A 19,300-nucleotide genomic window follows, 5' to 3' on the forward strand; every position below is an offset into this window, starting at 1 on the left:
GGCCCCCCAGCGCTGGTGGGGGCCGCCCGGCTCGTTCCCGTTCAGCGCTTGGACAGCCGAAGCGACTGCCAGGACCCGTCGGCGGTCCAGCCGCCGTCGACCGGCAGCGCGACGCCGTTGACGAAGCCGCTGCGCGCGGGGTCGGCCAGGAACGCGACGGCCTGCGCGATGTCGCCGGGGAACGCGAAGCGCCCCATGGGGACGTGGTCGGTGATGTCGCTGTCGCCGTAGTGCCCGCCCGCCTGCGACTCGACGTCCATCTCGGTCTTGACCCAGCCGGGGCAGACCGCGTTGACCCGCACCCCGCGCCCGCCCCACTCGACGGCGAGCGTGCGCGTCATGCCGATCAGGCCGTGCTTGCTGGCGTTGTAGGCGGCCCGGTCCGCCACGCCGCTCAGCCCGGCCACCGAGGCGATGTTGACGATCGAGCCGGAGCCGCGCGCGAGCATCTTCGCCCCGAGCGCCTGCGAGAGCAGGAACGGCCCGGTGAGGTTGATCTCCATGACCCGCCGCCACAGCTGCGGGGAGGTCTCCTCGAAGGGCGTGATGGCGGCGATGCCCGCGTTGTTGACCAGCACGTCCACCCGGTCCCCGACGTGCTCGGCGAGCCGCGCCACGTCCTCCTCGGAGGACACGTCCCCGACCACCCCGCCCTCGGTGGCGGCCAGGTCGAACCCGACGACGGAGTACCCCTCGGCCCGCAGCAGGCCGGCGATCTCCAACCCCATGCCCTGCGCGGCGCCGGTCACCACGGCAACTCGTTGCTCCATGCCGACAGGCTAGGTGTTTCACCTGGTGGGAGCAGGGGGTGATGAAGGTGCGGGCTTGTCCGGGTTCACCCGGCCGAGTCGATTCCGCACCCCGCCGCAGGGGGTATAGTTCATGGCGGGAGAGAGGCATCGTGGGTGCCGCTCGAGTCGCAAGGCCAGGTGCACCTGGGGTATACCGGGACCCTGGCCTTACGCATGTCCGCAGGTCGCGCGCCTGCTCGCTCAGCGACCGGTGTCGACTTCGACGTCGTAGAGCCGTTCTCCCAGCAGTTCGCGGTACTCCGGCTTGCCCATCCGTCCGGCCCTGACGGCGCCCGCCACGATGTCGGCCGCCCAGAACAGCGGTTCTTCGGTTCCCCGTTGATGGGTGACCCGGAACCGGGTGCCCTTGGGCAGTTGGTAGCGGGCGCCGGTCGCGGTGGTGATGTCGTGCTCGTCCAGCTCTGCGGTCCTGGCCTCCAGGACGAGCTCGGTCACCGCGCAGCCGTGCAATTCGTGGACCAGCCGGGTCAAGCAGGCAGCCCGCGCTCGCTCCTGTCTGCGCGGGGCCACCGGCGAACCGATCGCGACCACGTGGATCCCGTCGAGCTCGGCCAAGCGGCGCGCCGCCTCGTGCCGGTACTTCTTGCTCATCGAGGTCCAGTGGAGCTTGGCGTTGCGCGGGCGACCGGGGAGAGCCAGCACCAGCTCGCGTGCCGCCTCGTGCTGCTCCGGTTCGAACACGACGGCCGCGAGCACGTAGAAGCCCTGGTTGTCCGGGCTCTCCTGGAACGACTCGTCGGCGAAGGCCCGGTGAACGGCCGACTTGATCTCCACGCGGGGAGGTTACTGGTGGTTGAGCTGAACGGGCTAACGTCGCCCCCCGTCTCAGCCCCGTGTCAACGCCCCCACCAGCTCCCCGATCCCGCCCAGCACCACCGCCCCCTCCAACGCCTCCGCCGAAGGCGGGAAGTCCGGGTTCGGGATCGCGTACACCGCCATCCCCGCCGCGCGCGCCGACTTCAGCCCGTTCGTCGAGTCCTCCACCGCCGCGCACCGCCCCGGTTCCACGCCGAGCCCCCGCGCGGCCAGCAGGTACACGTCCGGGGCCGGTTTGCCCGCGCCCGCCTGCTCGCTCGACACCGCCACCCGCACCAGCTCCCCCAGGCCCGTCGCCTCCAGGAACGCCTGGATCAGCACCGGCGGCGACGAGCTCGCGATCGCCACCGGCCACCGCTCGGCCACCGCGCGGACCGCCTCGACCGCGCCCGGCAGGACCGGCGGGCCCTGCTCGTACCTGCGGGCCATCTCGGCGATCACCCCGGACGACGCCTCCCCGGCGCTCAGCCGCACGCCGACCTCGCGCACCAGGTACTCGCCCCACTCGGGGGTGCTCATGCCCTGCATGGCGACCGTCGCCCCGTCCGGCCACACCCCGCCGTGCTCGGCCGCGAACGCCCTGCGGACCTCGTCCCACGTCCGCTCGGAGTCCACCAGCACGCCGTCCAGGTCGAACACCACAGCATCCATCCGGCCGAAGCTACTGCCTCGAACGGTCCTTCGCCATGCTAAGTAAAATCGGTTAGCATGGCGAAATGAAATTCCGCCACCAACCCCGCCAGGTCTGGGTCACGGCGTTCGCCGCGGTGATCGCCTTCATGGGCATCGGCCTCGTCGACCCGATCCTGCTGTCGATCGCCGAAGGCCTCGACGCCACCCCGTCCCAGGTCACCCTCCTGTTCTCCTCCTACCTCGGCGTCCAGGTCCTCGCCATGCTGTTCACCGGCGCGGCCAGCGCCCGGTTCGGCGCCAAGCGGACCCTCGTCGCAGGCCTCGCGCTGATCGTCGTGGCCACCCTGCTCTGCGCCCTCGCGGGCTCGATCGGCCAGCTGATCGGCCTGCGCGCGGTCTGGGGCCTCGGCAACGCCTTCTTCATCGCCACCGCCCTCTCCGTCATCGTCGGCGCGGCCAGCGGCGGCCAGGAGGGCGCGATCCTGCTCTACGAGGCCGCCCTCGGGCTCGGCCTGAGCGTCGGACCGCTGCTCGGCGCGCTCCTGGGCAGCGTCTCCTGGCGCGGCCCGTTCCTGGGCACCGCCGTGCTGATGGCCCTCGCCCTCGTGCTCTGCGCGGTCTGGCTCGCCGACGACGGCAAGCGCGGCCGGGTCGGCGTGCTCGACCCGCTGCGCGCCCTGCGCCACCCCGGCCTGCTGCGCACCGCCCTGGCCTCCGCGCTCTACACCGCCGCGTTCTTCGCCGTCCTCGCCTGGTCGCCGTTCGTGCTCGGCTGGGGCGCGGTCGACATCGGCCTGGTCTTCTTCGGCTGGGGCCTGTGCGTCGCGCTCTCCAGCGTCCTGCTGGCCCCGCGCCTGGCCGCCCGCCTCGGCGAGCGCCGCGCCGCGCTGGTCGCCGTGCTCGCGTTCGCCGCGCTGATGCTCGTCATGGCCGTGCCGGACAAGACCCTGCTGGTCGTCGCGATCATCGTGTCCGGCCTGGTCTCCGGCCTGCTCAACACCCTGTTCACCGGAACCGCGATGAGCGTCAGCCCCGCGCCGAGGCCGGTCGCCAGCGCGGGCTACAACTTCCTGCGCTGGCTGGGCGGCGCGCTCGCCGCCACGTTCGTCAGCCACCTCCCCCAGCCGTTCGTCGTCGCCGCGATCTCCTGCGCGCTGGCCGCCGCGCTGCTCGCCTTCAAGGGCGGGGACGACCGCGTCGTGCCCGCCGAAGCCGTGCTGGTCGGCGAGGACGCCGTGGGTTAACAAAGGGTGAACGCCGGCCTACGGTCAGTTGACCCGACCTGACCGCAGGAGGCGTTCGACGTGACGTTCCAGCTCCCCCTGATCGGCAACCACTCGCCCAGCCGCGCGGCGCTGACCTGCCGCTACCGCTGCGGTGACGCCTGCTTCCACGAGGCGCCCAACCCCACGGCCAACCCGTACTTCGGCGACCTCGTCAGCCGCAGGACCGCGCTCCTGGGCGGCACGGCCCTGGTCGCGCTCGCGACCCTCTCCGCCCAGGGCGCCGAAGCGGCCGAAGCCGCCGAAACCACCGGAGCCGCAGGCCTCCCGGCCCCGAGGGGGCTCGACTTCACCCCCGTCGCGCCCAACGCCGAGGACCGCGTCGTCGTCCCCGACGGCTACCGCCAGTCCGTGGTGATCCGCTGGGGCGACCCGCTGTTCCCCGGCGCCCCCGAGTTCGACTTCGACCACCAGAGCGCCGCCGCCCAGGCCCGCCAGTTCGGCTTCAACAACGACTTCGCCGCCCTGCTCCCCCTGGACCCGCGCGAGCTGACCGGCCTGCTCGTGGTCAACCACGAGTACACCACCGAGCAGCTCATGTTCCGGGGCTACGACGCCGACCACCCCACCCGCGAGCAGGTCGAGATCGCCTGGGCCGCGCACGGGCTCACCGTCGTCCGCGTCGAGCGCTCCCCGCGCGACGGCGCGCTGCGCCCGGTGTTCTCCCGGCACAACCGCCGCATCACCCTCGCCACCCCGTTCGAGGTGCGCGGTCCGGCGGCGGGCGGCGACCTGCTCAAGACCTCCGCCGACCCGACCGGGACCCGCGTGCTGGGCACGATGAACAACTGCGCGGGCGGCGTCACGCCCTGGGGCACGATCCTGTCCGGCGAGGAGAACTTCAACCAGTACTTCGCGAACGCCGAGGCCCTGGCCGACCCGCGCCTGTCCCGCTACGGCGTCACCGGCTCCGCCACCACCCGCAAGTGGGAGCGCTTCGACCCCCGCTTCGACCTCGCCCAGGAGCCGAACGAGGTCAACCGCTTCGGCTGGGTCGTCGAGCTCGATCCGCACGACCCGACCTCCACCCCGGTCAAGCACACCGCCCTCGGCCGCTTCAAGCACGAGTGCGCCAACGTCCGGATCGCGGCGGACGGCCGCGTGGTCGCCTACTCCGGCGACGACGAGCGCTTCGAGTACGTCTACAAGTTCGTCTCCGCCAAGCGCTTCCGCCCCGGCGACAGCAAGGCCGCCCGCAGGCACAACATGACCCTGCTCGACGACGGGATCCTGTACGTCGCCCGCTTCACCGGCGACAGCCCGCCCGAGGAGATCGACGGCTCCGGCGCGCTGCCCTCGGACGGCCGGTTCGACGGGACCGGCGAGTGGATCCCGCTGGTCTCCGGGACCCGGTCCCTCGTGGACGGCATGACCGCCGAGGAGGTCTGCGTCTTCACCAGGATCGCCGCCGACCGGGTCGGCGCCACGAAGATGGACCGCCCCGAGGACCTCCAGACCCACCCGCGCACCGGCGTCCTGTACTGCGCGCTGAGCAACAACACCGAGCGCGGCAAGCCCGGCAAGGAGGGCGCGACCGAGCCGAACCCGAGGATCAACAACCGGCACGGCCAGGTGCTGGAGCTGACCGAGCGCCGCGACGACCCGCTGTCCACGACCTTCGCCTGGAACCTGTTCCTGGTCTGCGGCGACCCGGCCGCGCCCGACACCTACTTCGGCGGCTTCCCCAAGGACCGCGTCTCCCCCATCTCCAGCCCCGACAACGTCGCGTTCGACCCGCACGGCAACCTGTGGATCGCCACCGACTCCGGCGGCGCGCTCGCGGGTCACAACGACGGCCTCTTCGGCGTCCCCGTCGAGGGGCGGTCCAGGGGGCACCTCAAGCAGTTCCTGACCGTGCCGCGCGGCGCGGAGACCTGCGGGCCCGTCGTCGGGCGGCAGGTCGTGCTGGTGTGCGTGCAGCACCCCGGCGAGGTCGACGGGGCGAGCGCCGACGACCCGGCGTCGCACTGGCCGGACGGCGGCGACTCCCAGCCGAGGCCGTCCGTGGTCGCGGTGTGGCGGGAGGAGCGCGGCAGGCTGGGCGACATCGGCCTCGGCTGAGCGCCCCAGCGCGGCAGGAGCGCGCGTCCGGACGGACGGCGGGTGATCCGTTCTCCACCCCCGGCGCAGGTGTTCGCCTGGCGTTCACCCGCTGTCCCACCGGACGAGGACTGCGAAACCTAGCGTCTCGCGAGTTCCCCGATGACGAGCTCCCACCGATGCACGGAGGTCCGCGTGCCCTCTCCCACCGACCAGGGTCGTCACCTGCTGCCCCTGTTCCCGAACCACCCGGTCGGCCGAGCGGCCGTCACCTGCCGGTACCGCTGCGGCAACGCCTGCGCCCACGAGGCGCCCAACACCTCCGACAACGCCTACTTCGGCGACGTCGTCGGCGAGGTCGTGCGCCGCCGGGGCCTGCTCAAGGCGGGCGCCGTGCTCGCCGTCGCGGGCGCCTCGGGCGTCGGCCTCGCGGGCACCGCCGCAGCCGCCCCAGGCAAGCCCGACCTCGCGGGCGCCGACTTCGACCTCGGCGGCGGGCGCAGGCGCGACGGGCTCAACTTCACGCCCGTCGCCCCCAACACCGAGGACCGCGTCGTCACCCCCGAGGGCTACGACCAGTCCGTCGTGATCCGCTGGGGCGACCCGGTCCTGCCCGGCGCGCCGAAGTTCGACTTCGACCGCCAGACCGCCGCCGCGCAGGCGAAGCAGTTCGGCTTCAACAACGACTTCTGCGGCCTGGTCCCGCTCGACGGCCGGGACCGGTGGCTCATGGTGAGCAACCACGAGTACACCACCGAGGAGTTCATGTTCCGCGGCTACGACGCGGCGAACCCCACCCGCGAGCAGGTCGAGATCGCCTGGGCCGCGCACGGGATGTCCGTGGTCCTGGTCGAGCGCGACCGGCGCAGCGGCCAGCTCCGGCCCAAGCCGGACCGCCGCTACAACCGCCGCGTCACCCTCACCTCCGAGTTCCGCGTCACCGGCCCGGCGACGGGCAGCGACCTGCTCAAGACCTCCGCCGACCGCACCGGCACCCGCGTGCTCGGCACGATGAACAACTGCGCGGGCGGCGTCACGCCCTGGGGCACGATCCTGTCCGGCGAGGAGAACTTCAACCAGTACTTCGCCAACGGCAACGCGGTCACCGACCCGGTGCGGCAGAAGCGGATCGCCCGCTACGGCATGTCCTCCGGCGCGACCACCCGCAAGTGGGAGCGGTTCGACAAGCGGTTCGACCTCACGCAGGAGCCCAACGAGGCGCACCGCTTCGGCTGGGTCGTCGAGATCGACCCGCACGACCCGGACGCGCCCCCGGTCAAGCACACCGCGCTCGGCCGCTTCAAGCACGAGGGCGCGAACGTCATCATCGCCCAGGACGGCCGCGTCGTGGCCTACATGGGCGACGACGAGCGCTTCGACTACCTGTACAAGTTCGTCTCCGACGAGAAGTACAAGCCGGGCAACAGCAAGCACGCCCGCGAGCACAACAAGAAGCTGCTGGACAAGGGCACCCTGTACGTCGCCCGCCTCACCGGCGACAGCCCGGCCGCCGAGATCGACGGCTCCGGCAAGCTGCCATCGGACGGCGAGTTCGACGGCGCGGGCGAGTGGATCCGGCTGGCGGCGGGCAACCGCTCGTTCGTGCCCGGCTTCACCGCCGAGGAGGTCTACGTCTTCACCCGGCTCGCCGCCGACGCGGTGTCGCCGACCAAGATGGACCGGCCCGAGGACGTCGAGCCGAACCCGCGCAACCGCCGGATCTACGCGGCGCTGACCAACAACACCGACCGGGGCAAGACCGGCAAGGAGGGCCCGACCGAGCCCAACCCGCGCCCCGGCAACAAGCACGGCCACGTGCTGGAGATCGAGGAGCGGCGCGGCGACAACACCGCGCTGAGCTTCTCCTGGAAGCTGCTGCTGGTCTGCGGCGACCCGGCCACCGCCGACACCTACTTCGGCGGCTACGACAAGACCCAGGTCTCGCCGATCTCCTGCCCGGACAACCTCGCGTTCGACTCGCGCGGCAACCTGTGGATCTCCACCGACGGCAACGCGCTCGGCTCCAACGACGGCCTGTTCGCCGTGCCGGTCGAGGGCAGGTACCGGGGGCGGGTCAAGCAGTTCCTGACCGTGCCGCGCGGCGCGGAGACCTGCGGGCCCGTGGTGGACGACGAGTTCGTGCTGGTGTCGGTGCAGCACCCCGGCGAGGTCGACGGGGCGAACGCCGACAACCCCGCGTCGCACTGGCCGGACGGCGGGACCTCGCAGCCGAGGCCGTCCGTGGTCGCGGTGTGGAAGAAGGACCGGGGTCGCGTCTGCGGCTGACCCGGCACGGGTGACGGCCCCGCGCACCCCGTGCGCGGGGCCGTCGCGCTGACCAGGGGTGATCGCGGCGGCGCGCGCGGACGTCACCCGGTTCACCCTCTAGGGTTCCCCCATGACCGAACGCCCCGCAGCCCTGATCACCGGAGCCTCCCGAGGCATCGGCGCCGCCGTGGCGCGCGCCCTCGCCCCCACCCACGACGTGCTGCTCGGCGGGCGCGACGAGGCCGCGCTGCGGGCGCTGGCCGACGAGCTGCCCGGCGCCCGGCCGTTCGCCGTCGAGCTGACCGACGCGGACGCGCTGGCCCGCGCGGTCGCCGGGATCGAGCGGTTGGACGTGCTGGTGCACAGCGCGGGCGTCGCCGAGCTCGGGCCGCTGTCCGACGCGTCGGCCGAGGTGTGGCGGCGGACCCTGGAGGTCAACGTCGTCGCGGTCGCCGAGCTGACCCGGCTGGCGCTGCCGCTGCTGCGCGAGGCGCGCGGCGACGTGGTGCTGATCAACTCGGGCGCCGGGCTGCGCGCGAACCCCGGCTGGGGCGTCTACGCGGCCAGCAAGTTCGCGCTGCGGGCGTTCGGCGACGTCCTGCGGGCCGAGGAGCCCGCCCTGCGCGTCACCTCGGTGCACCCCGGCCGGGTCGACACGGACATGCAGCGCGACGTGCGGCAGCAGGAGGGCGGCGAGTACGAGGCCGAGCTGTACCTGCGGGCCGGGTCCGTCGCGGACGCGGTGGCGCGCGCGGTGCTGGCCGGGGACGACGCGCACATCACCGAGATCGTGGTGCGCCCCAGGACCAAGCTCGGCTGAGCCCCTGGGCGGCGCCCGCTCCCGGCCGCGACGCGGCGGCCGGGAGCGCGGGACGCGCTACCGCAGCCGGGCCGCGATCCCCGCCACCTCGGCCTGCGCCTTCCGGCGGTCCACCCGCGTCGACTCGCCCGCCTCGACGACCTGCTCGCCCGCGACCCACACGTCGCTGACCCGCCGCGTCCCGCTGGCCCACACCAGGTTCGCCAGCACCTGCTCGTCCGGCGCGTCCAGCCCGGTCGCGAACGCCGGGTCGTCCACGTCCACGTGCACCACGTCGCCCCAGCGCCCGGCCTCCAGCGCGCCGATGTCGTCGCGGCCCAGCGCGTCCGCGCTGCCCCTGGTGGCCAGCAGCAGCGCGTCGGCCGCCCGCATCGCCGTCGCGTCGAGGCCCGACACCCGCGCCAGCAGCGCGGCCAGCCGCGCCTCCTCCATCAGGTCCAGGTCGTCGTTGCTGGCCGGGCCGTCCGTGCCCAGGCCGACCTTCACGCCGTTGTCCAGGTAGTACCTGATCCGCGCGACGCCGGAGGCGAGCTTCATGTTCGAGCCGGGGCAGTGCGCCACGCCGACGCCGTGCCGGGCGTAGATCGCCACGTCCTCGTCGGACAGGTGCACCGAGTGGGCGGACAGCACGCGACCGCCGAGCGCGCCGACCTGCTCCAGCAGCTTCGGCACCGAGCCGTACTGCTCGCGCTGCGCCACGTCCTCCTGCGTCGACTCGGCCACGTGCACCTGCACCAGCGCCCCGCGCTGCCTGGCCTCGCCGCCGACGACGCCGAGCGCGTCCGCCGAGAGCGTGTACGCCGAGTGCGGCCCGTAGCTGATCTCGAAGCGCTCGTGCGGGCCGATCCGCAGGCCGTCCGCGTCGATCCAGCGGTTCACCTCGTCGGTCTGCGCCCGCCAGTCCATGCCGGGCAGCTCCATGATCGCCGCGCCGAACAGCGCGCGGGACCCGGCCTCGATGACCGCCTCGGCGAGCTGCTCGCCGTTGAAGTACATCTCCGCGCTGGTGGTGACGCCGTTGCGGAGCATCTCGACCGCGCCGAGCAGCATCCCCGAGCGCATGTCGGCGGGGGTCATCTTGGCCTCGGCGGGCCACATGGCCTCCTGGAGCCAGCGCATCAGCGGCAGGTCGCCGCCCATGCCCCTGAGCAGGATCATCGGGGTGTGCGCGTGGGCGTTGACGAGGCCGGGCATCAGGATGCCGGTCAGCTCGCGGGTGGTCCCGGTGTGCTCGGGGGCGTCCGCGCGGGGGCCGACGAAGGCGATCCTGCCGTGCTCGTCGACGTCGACCACCGCGTCGCGCAGAACTGTGCAGGCGGGGTCGCAGGGCAGGACCACCGGGGCGTGCAGGCGCAAGGTCATGCGGTGAATCCTGCCGCAAGAGCGGTTGACCGGCCGGGGTGACAAGCCGAAACTCGTTCACGTGGAGGGACCGCGCCCTTGCCCCAGAGCCGTGGACGACTGGTTGCGCAGCCGGTTCACCCCCGAGCAGCACCGCCTGGTCGGGGGGATGCCGCTGGTCGCGATGCCGCTCTCCGTCGAGGTCGACTCGGCGGGGGTCGGTCGGGCGTGGGTGCCCGACGACGTCATCGCGGGCTGGGCCCACATGAACTTCGACGCGCGCCGGAAGGTGGACCAGTCCGACGCGAGCATGATCGCCCTGCTGATCCGGCAGGGCTGGACCTGGGACGACATCGCGTTCCTGCTCGGCTTCGAGGAGGAGCGGGAGGCGCAGGAGTGGTACGCGGACCTGGCCGTGCGGCTGTGGAAGGCGCCGCTGCGGCGACCGAGGCTGGTCTTCGGCGACTAGCCCCGGCCACCCGGACCAGGTCCCTCGGCCCGGACCGCCCACTCCCGCAGCCGCCTCAGTCGGCGACGTCCACCTTCGCCACGACCTTGGGGTTCCGCAGCCGCACCACGACCTCGCCGGGCACCCCGTTGCGCTCGGCGTACTCGTTCGCCCGGTCCGCCCCCATGTACCGCGCGCCGAGCCTGCCCGCCCAGTAGGTGACCTGCTCCGGGTCGTCGTCCACCTCGGCCTTCCCCGACAGCGTCACGAACGCGTAGGGCGGCTCCTCGTCGTCCAGGCAGAGCGAGATCCGCCCGTCGCGCAGGATCGCCTTGCCCTTCACCGACTCCACGTGCGTCGTGAACACGATCGAGCTGCCGTCCACGTCGACCCAGACCGGCGTCACGTGCGGCGACCCGTCGGCGCGGACGACGGCCAGCTTCCCGGTGCGCGGCCTGGCCGCGACGAACTCACGCCACCAGCCCTCGGGGGCATCCGTGTAACCCATGGGGCCAACCGTAGGGCCGCGGAACCCCGAGAGCCCGCGCGGGAAACAGCAGGGCTGACTCAGGGTGATCACGGAGTCGCCCGTTCGCAGTAATACCGAAGATGAGACCGAAGAAGGACGCGGCTTTCGACTACCGGTCGATGTGCGCGGGCACGCCGGGGTGGAAGTTTTTTCACCACAGCGGAGAACCGGGGAAGCGAGAGGAGAGCACTCGATGATCGAGGCGATCGGCCTCACCAAGCGCTACGGGAGCACCGTAGCGGTGAACGACCTGTCGTTCACCGTCCGACCTGGCAGGGTGACCGGCTTCCTCGGCCCGAACGGGGCGGGCAAGTCCACCACCATGCGGATGGTCCTGGGCCTCGACCGGCCGACGGCGGGCCGGGTCCTGATCGACGGCACGCCGTACAACAAGATCAAGAACCCGCTGCGCGTCGTGGGCGCCCTGCTCGACGCGAAGTGGGTGCACCCCAACCGCTCGGCCCGCACGCACCTGCTGTGGATGGCCAGGTCCAACGGCATCCCGGTCCGCAGGGTCGACGAGGTGCTCGACGAGGTCGGCCTGACCAAGGTGGCGCGCAAGCGGGCGGGCGGGTTCTCGCTCGGCATGTCCCAGCGGCTCGGCATCGCCAGCGCCCTGCTCGGCGACCCCAAGGTGCTGCTGTTCGACGAGCCCGTCAACGGCCTGGACCCCGAGGGCATCCTGTGGATCAGGCGCTTCATGCAGGGCCTGGCCGCGCAGGGGCGCACCGTGCTGGTGTCCAGCCACCTGCTGTCCGAGATGGCGCTGACCGCCGAGGACCTCGTGGTGATCGGCCGGGGTGAGCTGATCGCCCAGTGCAGCACCGCCGAGTTCGTCGAGCGCTCCGCCAAGGCCACCGTGCTGGTGCGCTCGCCCGAGTGGCAGCGGTTCTCGTCCCTGCTGCGGGACAAGGGGTTCACCGTCGCCGAGGGCGCGGAGGGCGTGCTCACGGTCGAGGGCGCGACCGGGGCCGAGGTCGGCGAGGTGGCGGCGGGGCACGGGGTCGTGCTGCACGAGCTGAGCCCGCAGCGGGCCTCGCTGGAGGAGGCGTTCATGCAGTTGACCGGTGACTCGGTCGAGTACCAGACCGGTTCCGCCGAGAAGGGGGTGTGACCGCCGTGGCCCTGCTCGCCGTCGAGCGGATCAAGCTGTTCAGCACGCGGTCGCCGTGGTGGTGCGCGGCCTTGGCGCTCGTGATGACCTCGGGGATCGCGACGCTGATCGCGATGGAGATGCCCGCCGAGGCGCCGGTCCAGGTGAGCACGACCCAGTTCACCTACTCGTTCGGCATGTCCGTGGTCATGGTGATGGCCGCGCTCGCGGTGACCACCGAGTACCGGTTCGGGACCATGCGGGCCACGTTCCAGGCCGTGCCCGACCGGAACGCGGTGATGGTCGCCAAGGTGGTCGTGGTCGCGCTGCTCGCCGGGATCGTCGGCGAGGTCATCGCGTTCACCTCGTGGGGCGCGAGCAGGCTGGTCGCCGCGGACTCCTCGCAGCTGGCGCTGGACTCGGCGGCGGACTGGCGGCACGTCGCGGGCGTCGGCCTGGTCTACGCCGCCGCCGCGGTGCTCGCCGTGGGCGTCGGGGCGCTGGTCAGGCACACCGCGGGGGCGGTGGCCGTGCTGCTGGTGTACTCGATGGTCGGCGAGAGCCTGGTCGGGCTGATCCCGAACGTGGGGCCGAAGATCCAGGACTGGCTGCCGTTCGCGGTGGTCGACAACTTCGTGCTCGGGTCGCCGACCGGCGCGGCGGTGGCGGGGACGGGCCAGCCGCCCGCGCCGGAGGGGCCGCTCGGGCCGTGGCCGTCGCTGGGCTACTTCGCGGCGGTGGCGGTGGCGGTCTTCGTGGTGTCGCTGGTCGTGGTGAACCGCAGGGACGCGTAGCGGGGGAGGTCGTCCGGCCCGCCCGTCGGGGTGGCGGGCCGGTCGGGGGAAGCGGAGCGCGGGCGGCCTTCGGGGAGGCGCCCGCGCTCCTCGCTGTTCGGGGGGCCTGCGGGGCGGGCGTCAGGGGTGCTCGGCGTCCGGCGCGCCCGGCGTGGTCGTGCCCGGTGGCCACGTGCCCGGCGGTGGCCCGTCCGCGCTCGGCGTGCCCGCTGCGCCCGGCTCGGCGTTCCGGAAGCGCCGGAGCACCACCAGCCCGGCCGTGGCCAGCAGCAGCACCACCGCCGTCACCCACGCGGTCCGCTCCACCGGCCCGACCCCACCGCCCGGCTCGGCCTCGACCCGCGCGCTCCCCCGGTCCGGCTCCGCGCTCGCCAGCGCCGGGTCCGGGGCCGCCGTCGCGGCGGGCAGCGGCGGCCTCGGCGGCAGCAGCGGGCTGCGGTCCACCTCGCGGATGCGGCCCTCCAGCGCGCCCACCGGGTTCACCAGCCCGAACCCGGTCCGGTCGTCCCGCCCCGGCTCCAGCAGGTCGACGGCGCTGATCACCAGCCGGTTCACCACGTTCGCCGCGTCCAGGTCGGGGAACCGCGAGCGCACCAGCGCCACCACGCCGCTCACCAGCGCCGTCGCCGCGCTGGTCCCGTCGACCGCCGCGTACCCGCTGGCCGACGAGGTGAGCGGCACCGCCGTCACCACCCGCTCGGCGGGCGCGGCCAGTACGGTCGTCGGCCCGGTGTTGGACCGCGCCCACGGCGAGCCGTCGCGGGTCGTGCCCGCCACCGCGATCACGCCGGGGATGTCGGCGGGCGCGCCCACGTGCTCCTCGCCGGAGTTGCCGGTGCCCGCGACCACCACGACGTCGTGCTCGAACGCGTAGTCCACCGCGTCGGTCAGCTCGGGCGTCAGGGTCGCCACCGAGGTCAGCGACAGGTTCACCACGTCGGCCCCGTTGTCCACCGCCCACCGCACGCCCTCGGCGACGGCGGCCAGCGTGAACCCGGTCCCGTCCACGCCCACCGACACCGGCAGCACCCGCGCGGCGGGCGCGACGCCCAGCACCCCGCCGGACTCGCCGACCCCGGCGATCAGCGCGGCCATCGCCGTCCCGTGCCCCGACCGGTCCTGGACCCCGCCGGTGCCGACCGCGTCGCCGACGCCCGTCCCCGGCAGCACCCGACCCGCGAGGTCCGGGCGCGTGTCGTCCACCCCGGAGTCCACGACGGCCACCACGACCCCGTCGCCGCGAGCCAGCTCGTGCGCCCGGTGCACCCCCAGCGCGTCCAGGTGCCACTGCTGCTGGCCGACCGACCAGGCGGGTGTCTGCGCGACCATGGCCAGCACCGCGAGCGCGACCGGGAGCACCTTCGGAACACCGCCTTGTGGTTCAGGTCACAAATATTCGATGCCGTTCATGTTTCGAGCTCAAGAGGTCACGCGCACGGAGTAAGTCCTTCGTTAAGACCCCGTGAACTGTCCCAACCGGCCATGACAGGAACCGGGCGAGCAGGTGGGATGAAAGTAGCGAATCGTGAGGCGGCGGTGTGCACGCACGCGAATTCGCCAACCCCGTCAAGGAACCCTCCGGAGGTGAACCCGTGGCGGTGCTCGATCCAGACCTCAACGCGGAATCCCAGGCGAAGCGGTCACCACAGGCGAAGCTGCCGACTTCCGCGACGCGCCCCACCGAGCTCCCCCGACCCCGCCAGCGCGACCGGGGGCTGCGCGTCGAACCCATGCTCGGCCTGGAGTGGGCGGACGCCATCGAGGCGGCGGGCGGCGCCGAGCTCGCCTCGTCCCCCGCGCAGTCCCGCAGAGCCTGGGTGCACCGGGCCGACGAGCGCCAGGTGCTCTCGCTGTACCGGGCGGTCCGGGGCGTCGGCGCCCGCGTCCCCGCGCCGTGGTGGCTGCGGGCGCTCGACCGGGGCAGGCTCCCGTCCCGCGCGGCCGGGTTCGCCGTCGAGGACGAGGTGTCGGTGCTGCTGCTGAGCAGGCCGGGGTGGATCTACGTGCCGTGGGCGGACGAGGGCGAGGTCGGCTACTGGGAGTTCGTCCCGTCCGAGAGCGGCGTCTACGGCCCGGCCGAGCCCACCACCGTCCAGTTCACCGACGAGCACCCCGGCTGGGTGGACCTGCTGCCCGCGCACCGGGGGCCGGGACTGCGCCAGCCGATCGCCTTCACCCCCGCCGAGCTGGGCGAGCAGATCGAGGACCTGGAGAACATCGCGTAGCGCTGTCCTAGGCTGTGCGCCCGTGACACCGAGCAAGCAGGAACGCCCCGCGCACCACCGCACCGTCGTCAGCTACGTCCAGCGAGGCGAGCGGATGACCGTCGGTCAGCAGCGCGCGTGGGACACCCACTGGGACCGCGTCGGCCGCGAGGTCAAGGCGCTCCCCGAGGGGCCGGTGGACTTCACGGCCTGGTTCGGGCGGGAAGCCCCCGTCCTGCTGGAGATCGGCTCCGGCATGGGTGAGACCACCAGCCAGCTGGTGGCCGCCGCGCCGGAGCTGAACTACGTCGCGGTCGAGGTGTACAAGCCGGGCCTGGGGCAGCTTCTGCTGCGCACCGAGGCGCTCGGCGCGACGAACCTGCGGGCCTTCCGCGGCGACGCGGTCGACCTGCTGGAGTCGCACGTCGAACCGGGGACGCTGGCCGGGGTCCGGATCTTCTTCCCGGACCCCTGGCCCAAGAAGAAGCACCACAAGCGCAGGCTCGTGCAGCCGGAGTTCGTGAAGCTGCTGGCCAGCAGGCTGCGGCCGGGCGGGACGCTGCACATGGCGACCGACTGGGAGAGCTACGCCGAGCAGATGCTGGAGGTGTGCTCCGCCGAGCCCGCGCTGCGCAACCTGCACGACGGCTGGGCCCCGCGCCCGGAGTGGCGACCGGTGACGAAGTTCGAGCAGCGCGCGGTCGAGGAGGAGCGGGTCAGCCACGACCTGATGTTCGAGCGGCTGTGACGCTGCCGGGCTGAGTGCGCACAGGGCGCTTCCCCTGTGCGCACTCCCCGCTCCGCGTCACCTCTGCCGCTCACTTCTGCGAGTCGACGAGCACGCTGGACACCGCCATCAGCACGAGCACGAGCACGCCCAGCGCGGCTCCGGTCCACGTCGCGATCGTTGTGATCATCGTTCTCTCCTCCTCCGAGCTTCCCCACCACCAGGGTCGCCCGCGCGCGGGTCATCCGACATCGGCCAGCGGGGTGCTCATCTGCGGCTTTCCGTCCACCTCGTGGCTGACCCCGCACCCGACCAGGGAGTGACGCAGGTTCACCCGGAAGGTTCTACGGTGTTCTCCCGTGGAGGGCACCAACCTCGAATGGCGGGCACTGGCCCGACGGCAGTGGCCGCTCGCGAGCGTCCTGGTGATGTTCCTGCTGCTCCAAGCGCAGGGCGAGGGCCCCGTCTGGACGAACCTGATCGGGTCGTTGTCGCTCACCGCACTGGCGGTGGTCTCGCCGCGCAAGCCGTTCGACGCGGTGCTCGCCGCGGCCACCGCGCTGGTGGTGTCCTCCGTGCTGATGCGCATGACCGAGGCCACGCCGGGGCCCTCGCTGCTGGGCGCGCTGACGGTGGTCGAGCTCGGGGCGATGATGGCGATGGCGGCCATCGTCGTGCGGCAGGAGGAGGTCTGGCGCTCGACGGTCGCCCTCGTGGTGCTGGTGGTCGCCGGGGTCGCCGAGTACTACATCCGCCCGAACTACTGGGTCAGGTACCCGGACCACTTCCCCGCCGAGCCCAGCCTGCTGCCGAACGCCGTCGTCACGGTGATCCTGCTGGCGCTGTCGGTGGGGACGGGTTTGTACTTCCGGGCGCGCGACCGGGAGCGGGCGACGGCGGTGCGGGCCGAGGTGGCGGCGGCGCAGCACGCGGAGCGGATGGCGCTGGCCAGGGAGCTGCACGACGTGGTGGCGCACTACGTGACCGGCATCGTCGTGCACGCCCAGGCGGCCCAGGCGGTGCCGCAGGCGGCGCAGGAGGTGCTGCCGATCATCGTGACCAGCGGGAACGAGGCGCTGACGGCGATGCGGCGGCTGGTCGGCACGCTGCGCGACTCGGAGGCGGCGGCCCCGGAGGCGACGGACAGCGGCCTGGCCGACGACGTGCGCGCGGTGGCCGAGAAGTCGGGCCAACCGGTGCGGCTGAGCGTCGACCTGCCCGGCGAGTTCCCGGTGGCGCTGGCCAGGTCGGTGCTGCGGCTGGTGCAGGAGTCGCTGACGAACACCAGGAAGCACGCGGACGGGGTGACGCGCGTCGACGTGGAGGTGACCAGCGACGGTTCCGCCGTGCGCGTGCGGGTGGCCGACGACGGCCGCCAGCGAACCTCCCCGCTGACCGGCTCCAGCGGCTACGGCCTGGTGGGGATGCGCGAACGCGCGGAACTCCTCGGCGGCGCCTTCACCGCCGGACCGCGCCCCACCGGTGGCTGGGAGGTCAGGGCGGAGATCCCGGTCTCCAACGACTGACCTGCCGCACGGTGGGGTGGTGTGTGTGGGCCTGTCCCATGACCGGCCCGCACATGACCGGCCCGCACATGACCGGCCTGCCCATGACCGGCGCGCCACGACCGGCGCGCCTATGACTGACCTGCCCGCGACTGATCTGCCCACGACCGGCCCGTCCGCGACCGGCCCGTCCGCGACCGGCCCGTCCACGACCGGTTTGTCCACGATGGGGCTCGCCTCGCGCCCGGTCTGACTCACGGCTGACCGCTCTGCGGCTGAGCGGCTCGGAGTAACCGACCTGCTCCGCGACGGGACTCCACGGCGCGGGACTCGCTTCGAGGTGAAAACCGCGCGGTTCACGAGCGGCACGCGCGGGCGGCGGGTGCGGTACGCGGGTGCCGGGCGGCAGGACTTTGGCAGCGGGCAGCGGGACTTCGGACGGCGGGACTCGGATGGCGGGCAGCGGGCGCTGGGACTCGGGCAGCGGGACTCGGACGGCGGGATTCGGATGGCGGGCAGCAGGCGGTAGTACTCAGGCAGCAGGCAGCAGGCAGCAGGCAGCAGGCAGCAGGCAGCAGGCAGCAGGCAGCAGGCAGCGGGACTCGGGTGTCGGGGTGCGGAACGCGGATGTCGGGTGTCGGGCAGCGCGGTGCCGGGACGCGGGTGTCGGGCGGCGGGTCGTGGGGCGCGGAGAGCGGGCGGTGGAACGCGGATCGCGGGTGGCGAGCAGTCGAACTCTGGCGGTGGGCAGGGGAACTCGGGGAGCGAAATTCGGGGCGCGGGTAGCGGGCAGGGGAACTCGGGCAGCAGGCGGCGGGCGGCAGGGCCGGCCATGTCTCACGACACGCGCGGGTACCGGGACCCGCGCGGAGTCCCGGTACCCGTGTGCGTGTTCGACTCGCTCATCGATGTTCTTCCGCACGGCCCTTGTTTGGACTGCGCGGACTGGACTGTGCGTGTTGCTGCCCGTGCGAGTGCTCGTGCCCAACCATCGGCATCGGCTCACGCATCAGGCACCGGCTCGATCACCAGGCTCCGGCGGCTCAACCACCAGGCATCGCTTCAACCACCGGACTCTGGCTCAGCAACCAGGCATCGCTCCAACCGCCAAGCTCTGGCTCAACCACCAGGCCCTGGCTCAACAGCTAGGCATCGGCGGCTCAACAACCAGGCATCGCTCCAACCACCAAGCCCTGGCCCCAACCGCCAAGCCCCGGCTCGACCATCAGGTCCTGGTCGGCGCGCCCTCGGCGCCGAACTCCTTGCGGTCCACGTGCGCGGCGTCCACCGTGGTGTGGTCGGTGCTGCGGTTCCCCGCGCTGCCGATCGCGATCTTCCTCGGCTTCGTGCGCTCGGCGATCGGGATGCGCAGGGTCAGGACACCCGCGTCGTAGTCGGCGCGGATGTTCTCCGCGTCCAGGGCGTCGCCCAGGAACAGCTGCCGGGAGAACACGCCCAGCGGTCGCTCCGACACCACCATCTCGACCACGCCCGACTGCTCGACCTCGCTCGGCTGCCCGGTCCTCCGCTCGCCGACCTCGGCGCCCGCGGTACCGGCGGCACCCGCCCCGGAGTCGTTCGCCGCTGCCAGGCCAGTCCCACCCAGACCAGCCGAACCCCGACCAGCCGCATCCCGCCCGAGGCGTCCCGGCCTGCGCTCGGCCTTCACCGTGAGCACGTTCCGCTCCACGTCCAGCTCGATCGCGTCCGCCGCCACCCCCGGCAGGTCGAACTCCACCACGAACTCGTCCCCAACCCGGTAAGCGTCCATCGGCATCATCGCGGGCCGCGACCACGTGCCGCCCTGCCCGCCGGACCCGAGGCCGCCGACGCCCCGCAGCACCTGCTGCGCGAAGCGGTCCAGCTCACGGAAGGGGTCGGTGCGCATCAACATCAGGAACCACCTCCACGTATCGACTTGCGGTCAATGCGCTGTGGCACCAAGACTAGCGCGTCATCACATGGATGACAAGTCCGAATGTCATCC

At 72.8% G+C, this 19,300-nt stretch carries 16 protein-coding genes and 2 pseudogenes; 10 read left to right on the plus strand and 8 right to left on the minus strand.

What is annotated here, in order from left to right:
- Positions 1-41: 41 nt before the first annotated feature.
- From LV78_RS07755 to LV78_RS07765, 3 genes are all read right to left on the minus strand, one after another.
- Entirely contained in the window at positions 42-770 is a 729-nt protein-coding gene (locus LV78_RS07755) for an SDR family NAD(P)-dependent oxidoreductase (RefSeq protein WP_253844028.1), read from the minus strand.
- A gap of 222 nt (positions 771-992) precedes the next feature.
- On the minus strand, positions 993-1,586 hold the full coding sequence (locus LV78_RS07760; protein ID WP_253844029.1) for a DUF3800 domain-containing protein: 594 nt from the start codon (positions 1,584-1,586) through the stop codon (positions 993-995).
- 51 nt (positions 1,587-1,637) lie between these two features.
- Positions 1,638-2,279, minus strand: coding sequence for an HAD family hydrolase (locus LV78_RS07765; protein ID WP_253844030.1), 642 nt, complete (start codon positions 2,277-2,279; stop codon positions 1,638-1,640).
- Between the two features lie 65 nt (positions 2,280-2,344).
- On the opposite strand from LV78_RS07765, the gene LV78_RS07770 reads away from it, so the two are divergent.
- From LV78_RS07770 to LV78_RS07785, 4 genes are all read left to right on the plus strand, one after another.
- A complete protein-coding gene (locus tag LV78_RS07770; protein WP_253844031.1) occupies positions 2,345-3,505 on the plus strand; it encodes an MFS transporter in 1,161 nt (386 codons plus the stop codon).
- Between the two features lie 60 nt (positions 3,506-3,565).
- Positions 3,566-5,605: a PhoX family protein gene (locus tag LV78_RS07775; RefSeq protein WP_253844032.1), complete on the plus strand. Its 2,040-nt coding sequence runs from the start codon at positions 3,566-3,568 to the stop codon at positions 5,603-5,605.
- 141 nt (positions 5,606-5,746) lie between these two features.
- Positions 5,747-7,870, plus strand: coding sequence for a PhoX family protein (locus tag LV78_RS07780; protein WP_253844033.1), 2,124 nt, complete (start codon positions 5,747-5,749; stop codon positions 7,868-7,870).
- A gap of 112 nt (positions 7,871-7,982) precedes the next feature.
- Positions 7,983-8,672 carry an SDR family oxidoreductase gene (locus LV78_RS07785; RefSeq protein WP_253844034.1) on the plus strand — a complete coding sequence of 230 codons (690 nt, stop codon included), beginning with the start codon at positions 7,983-7,985 and terminating at the stop codon, positions 8,670-8,672.
- A gap of 57 nt (positions 8,673-8,729) precedes the next feature.
- Here the strand turns inward: LV78_RS07785 and LV78_RS07790 are convergent, their stop codons facing one another.
- On the minus strand, positions 8,730-10,034 hold the full coding sequence (locus LV78_RS07790; protein WP_253844035.1) for an amidohydrolase family protein: 1,305 nt from the start codon (positions 10,032-10,034) through the stop codon (positions 8,730-8,732).
- Positions 10,035-10,125: 91 nt separating this feature from the next.
- On the opposite strand from LV78_RS07790, the gene LV78_RS07795 reads away from it, so the two are divergent.
- Positions 10,126-10,482, plus strand: a complete 357-nt coding sequence (locus tag LV78_RS07795; protein WP_253844036.1) for a hypothetical protein — start codon at positions 10,126-10,128, stop codon at positions 10,480-10,482.
- Positions 10,483-10,537: 55 nt separating this feature from the next.
- Here LV78_RS07795 and LV78_RS07800 read toward each other — a convergent pair whose 3' ends face one another.
- Positions 10,538-10,969, minus strand: coding sequence for a PPOX class F420-dependent oxidoreductase (locus tag LV78_RS07800; RefSeq protein ID WP_253844037.1), 432 nt, complete (start codon positions 10,967-10,969; stop codon positions 10,538-10,540).
- Between the two features lie 214 nt (positions 10,970-11,183).
- Between LV78_RS07800 and LV78_RS07805 the strand changes: the two genes are divergently transcribed.
- The gene (locus tag LV78_RS07805; protein WP_253844038.1) at positions 11,184-12,104 is read left to right on the plus strand and encodes an ABC transporter ATP-binding protein; all 921 of its coding nucleotides are present in this window, start codon (positions 11,184-11,186) and stop codon (positions 12,102-12,104) included.
- Between the two features lie 5 nt (positions 12,105-12,109).
- A complete protein-coding gene (locus LV78_RS07810; RefSeq protein ID WP_253844328.1) occupies positions 12,110-12,877 on the plus strand; it encodes a hypothetical protein in 768 nt (255 codons plus the stop codon).
- A 120-nt stretch (positions 12,878-12,997) separates the two neighbouring features.
- Here the strand turns inward: LV78_RS07810 and LV78_RS07815 are convergent, their stop codons facing one another.
- Positions 12,998-14,236, minus strand: coding sequence for a S8 family serine peptidase (locus tag LV78_RS07815; protein ID WP_253844039.1), 1,239 nt, complete (start codon positions 14,234-14,236; stop codon positions 12,998-13,000).
- A gap of 239 nt (positions 14,237-14,475) precedes the next feature.
- Here LV78_RS07815 and LV78_RS07820 point away from each other — a divergent pair, with 239 nt between their 5' ends.
- The 3 genes from LV78_RS07820 (at position 14,476) to LV78_RS07830 (ending at position 17,334) form a co-directional block, all read left to right on the plus strand.
- Positions 14,476-15,102, plus strand: coding sequence for a hypothetical protein (locus LV78_RS07820; protein ID WP_308208684.1), 627 nt, complete (start codon positions 14,476-14,478; stop codon positions 15,100-15,102).
- A 94-nt stretch (positions 15,103-15,196) separates the two neighbouring features.
- Positions 15,197-15,829, plus strand: a complete 633-nt coding sequence (gene trmB, locus LV78_RS07825) for a tRNA (guanosine(46)-N7)-methyltransferase TrmB (protein ID WP_253844329.1) — start codon at positions 15,197-15,199, stop codon at positions 15,827-15,829.
- Positions 15,830-16,167: 338 nt separating this feature from the next.
- Positions 16,168-17,334 (plus strand): sensor histidine kinase, encoded by a 1,167-nt coding sequence (locus LV78_RS07830; protein WP_253844041.1) that lies wholly within the window; start codon positions 16,168-16,170, stop codon positions 17,332-17,334.
- 1,204 nt (positions 17,335-18,538) lie between these two features.
- Here the strand turns inward: LV78_RS07830 and LV78_RS41970 are convergent.
- Together LV78_RS41970 and LV78_RS41975 are read right to left on the minus strand one after the other, a co-directional pair.
- A pseudogene (locus tag LV78_RS41970) lies at positions 18,539-18,799 on the minus strand (Hsp20/alpha crystallin family protein); the annotation flags it as partial.
- 144 nt (positions 18,800-18,943) lie between these two features.
- Positions 18,944-19,207: pseudogene (locus LV78_RS41975) on the minus strand (Hsp20/alpha crystallin family protein); the annotation flags it as partial.
- Positions 19,208-19,300 lie beyond the last annotated feature (93 nt).

The sequence above is a fragment of the Actinosynnema pretiosum genome (assembly GCF_024171695.1).
Taxonomy (GTDB): Bacteria; Actinomycetota; Actinomycetes; order Mycobacteriales; family Pseudonocardiaceae; genus Actinosynnema; species Actinosynnema pretiosum.

Bases quoted from the DNA above. Each gene is read 5' to 3' on its own strand.
- LV78_RS07755 (WP_253844028.1), bottom strand. From the start codon at position 770: ATGGAGCAACGAGTTGCCGTGGTGACCGGCGCCGCGCAGGGCATGGGG.
- LV78_RS07765 (WP_253844030.1), bottom strand. From the start codon at position 2,279: ATGGATGCTGTGGTGTTCGACCTGGACGGCGTGCTGGTGGACTCCGAG.
- LV78_RS07790 (WP_253844035.1), bottom strand. From the start codon at position 10,034: ATGACCTTGCGCCTGCACGCCCCGGTGGTCCTGCCCTGCGACCCCGCC.
- trmB (WP_253844329.1), top strand. From the start codon at position 15,197: ATGACCGTCGGTCAGCAGCGCGCGTGGGACACCCACTGGGACCGCGTC.
- LV78_RS07805 (WP_253844038.1), top strand. From the start codon at position 11,184: ATGATCGAGGCGATCGGCCTCACCAAGCGCTACGGGAGCACCGTAGCG.
- LV78_RS07800 (WP_253844037.1), bottom strand. From the start codon at position 10,969: ATGGGTTACACGGATGCCCCCGAGGGCTGGTGGCGTGAGTTCGTCGCG.
- LV78_RS07785 (WP_253844034.1), top strand. From the start codon at position 7,983: ATGACCGAACGCCCCGCAGCCCTGATCACCGGAGCCTCCCGAGGCATC.
- LV78_RS07770 (WP_253844031.1), top strand. From the start codon at position 2,345: ATGAAATTCCGCCACCAACCCCGCCAGGTCTGGGTCACGGCGTTCGCC.
- LV78_RS07780 (WP_253844033.1), top strand. From the start codon at position 5,747: ATGACGAGCTCCCACCGATGCACGGAGGTCCGCGTGCCCTCTCCCACC.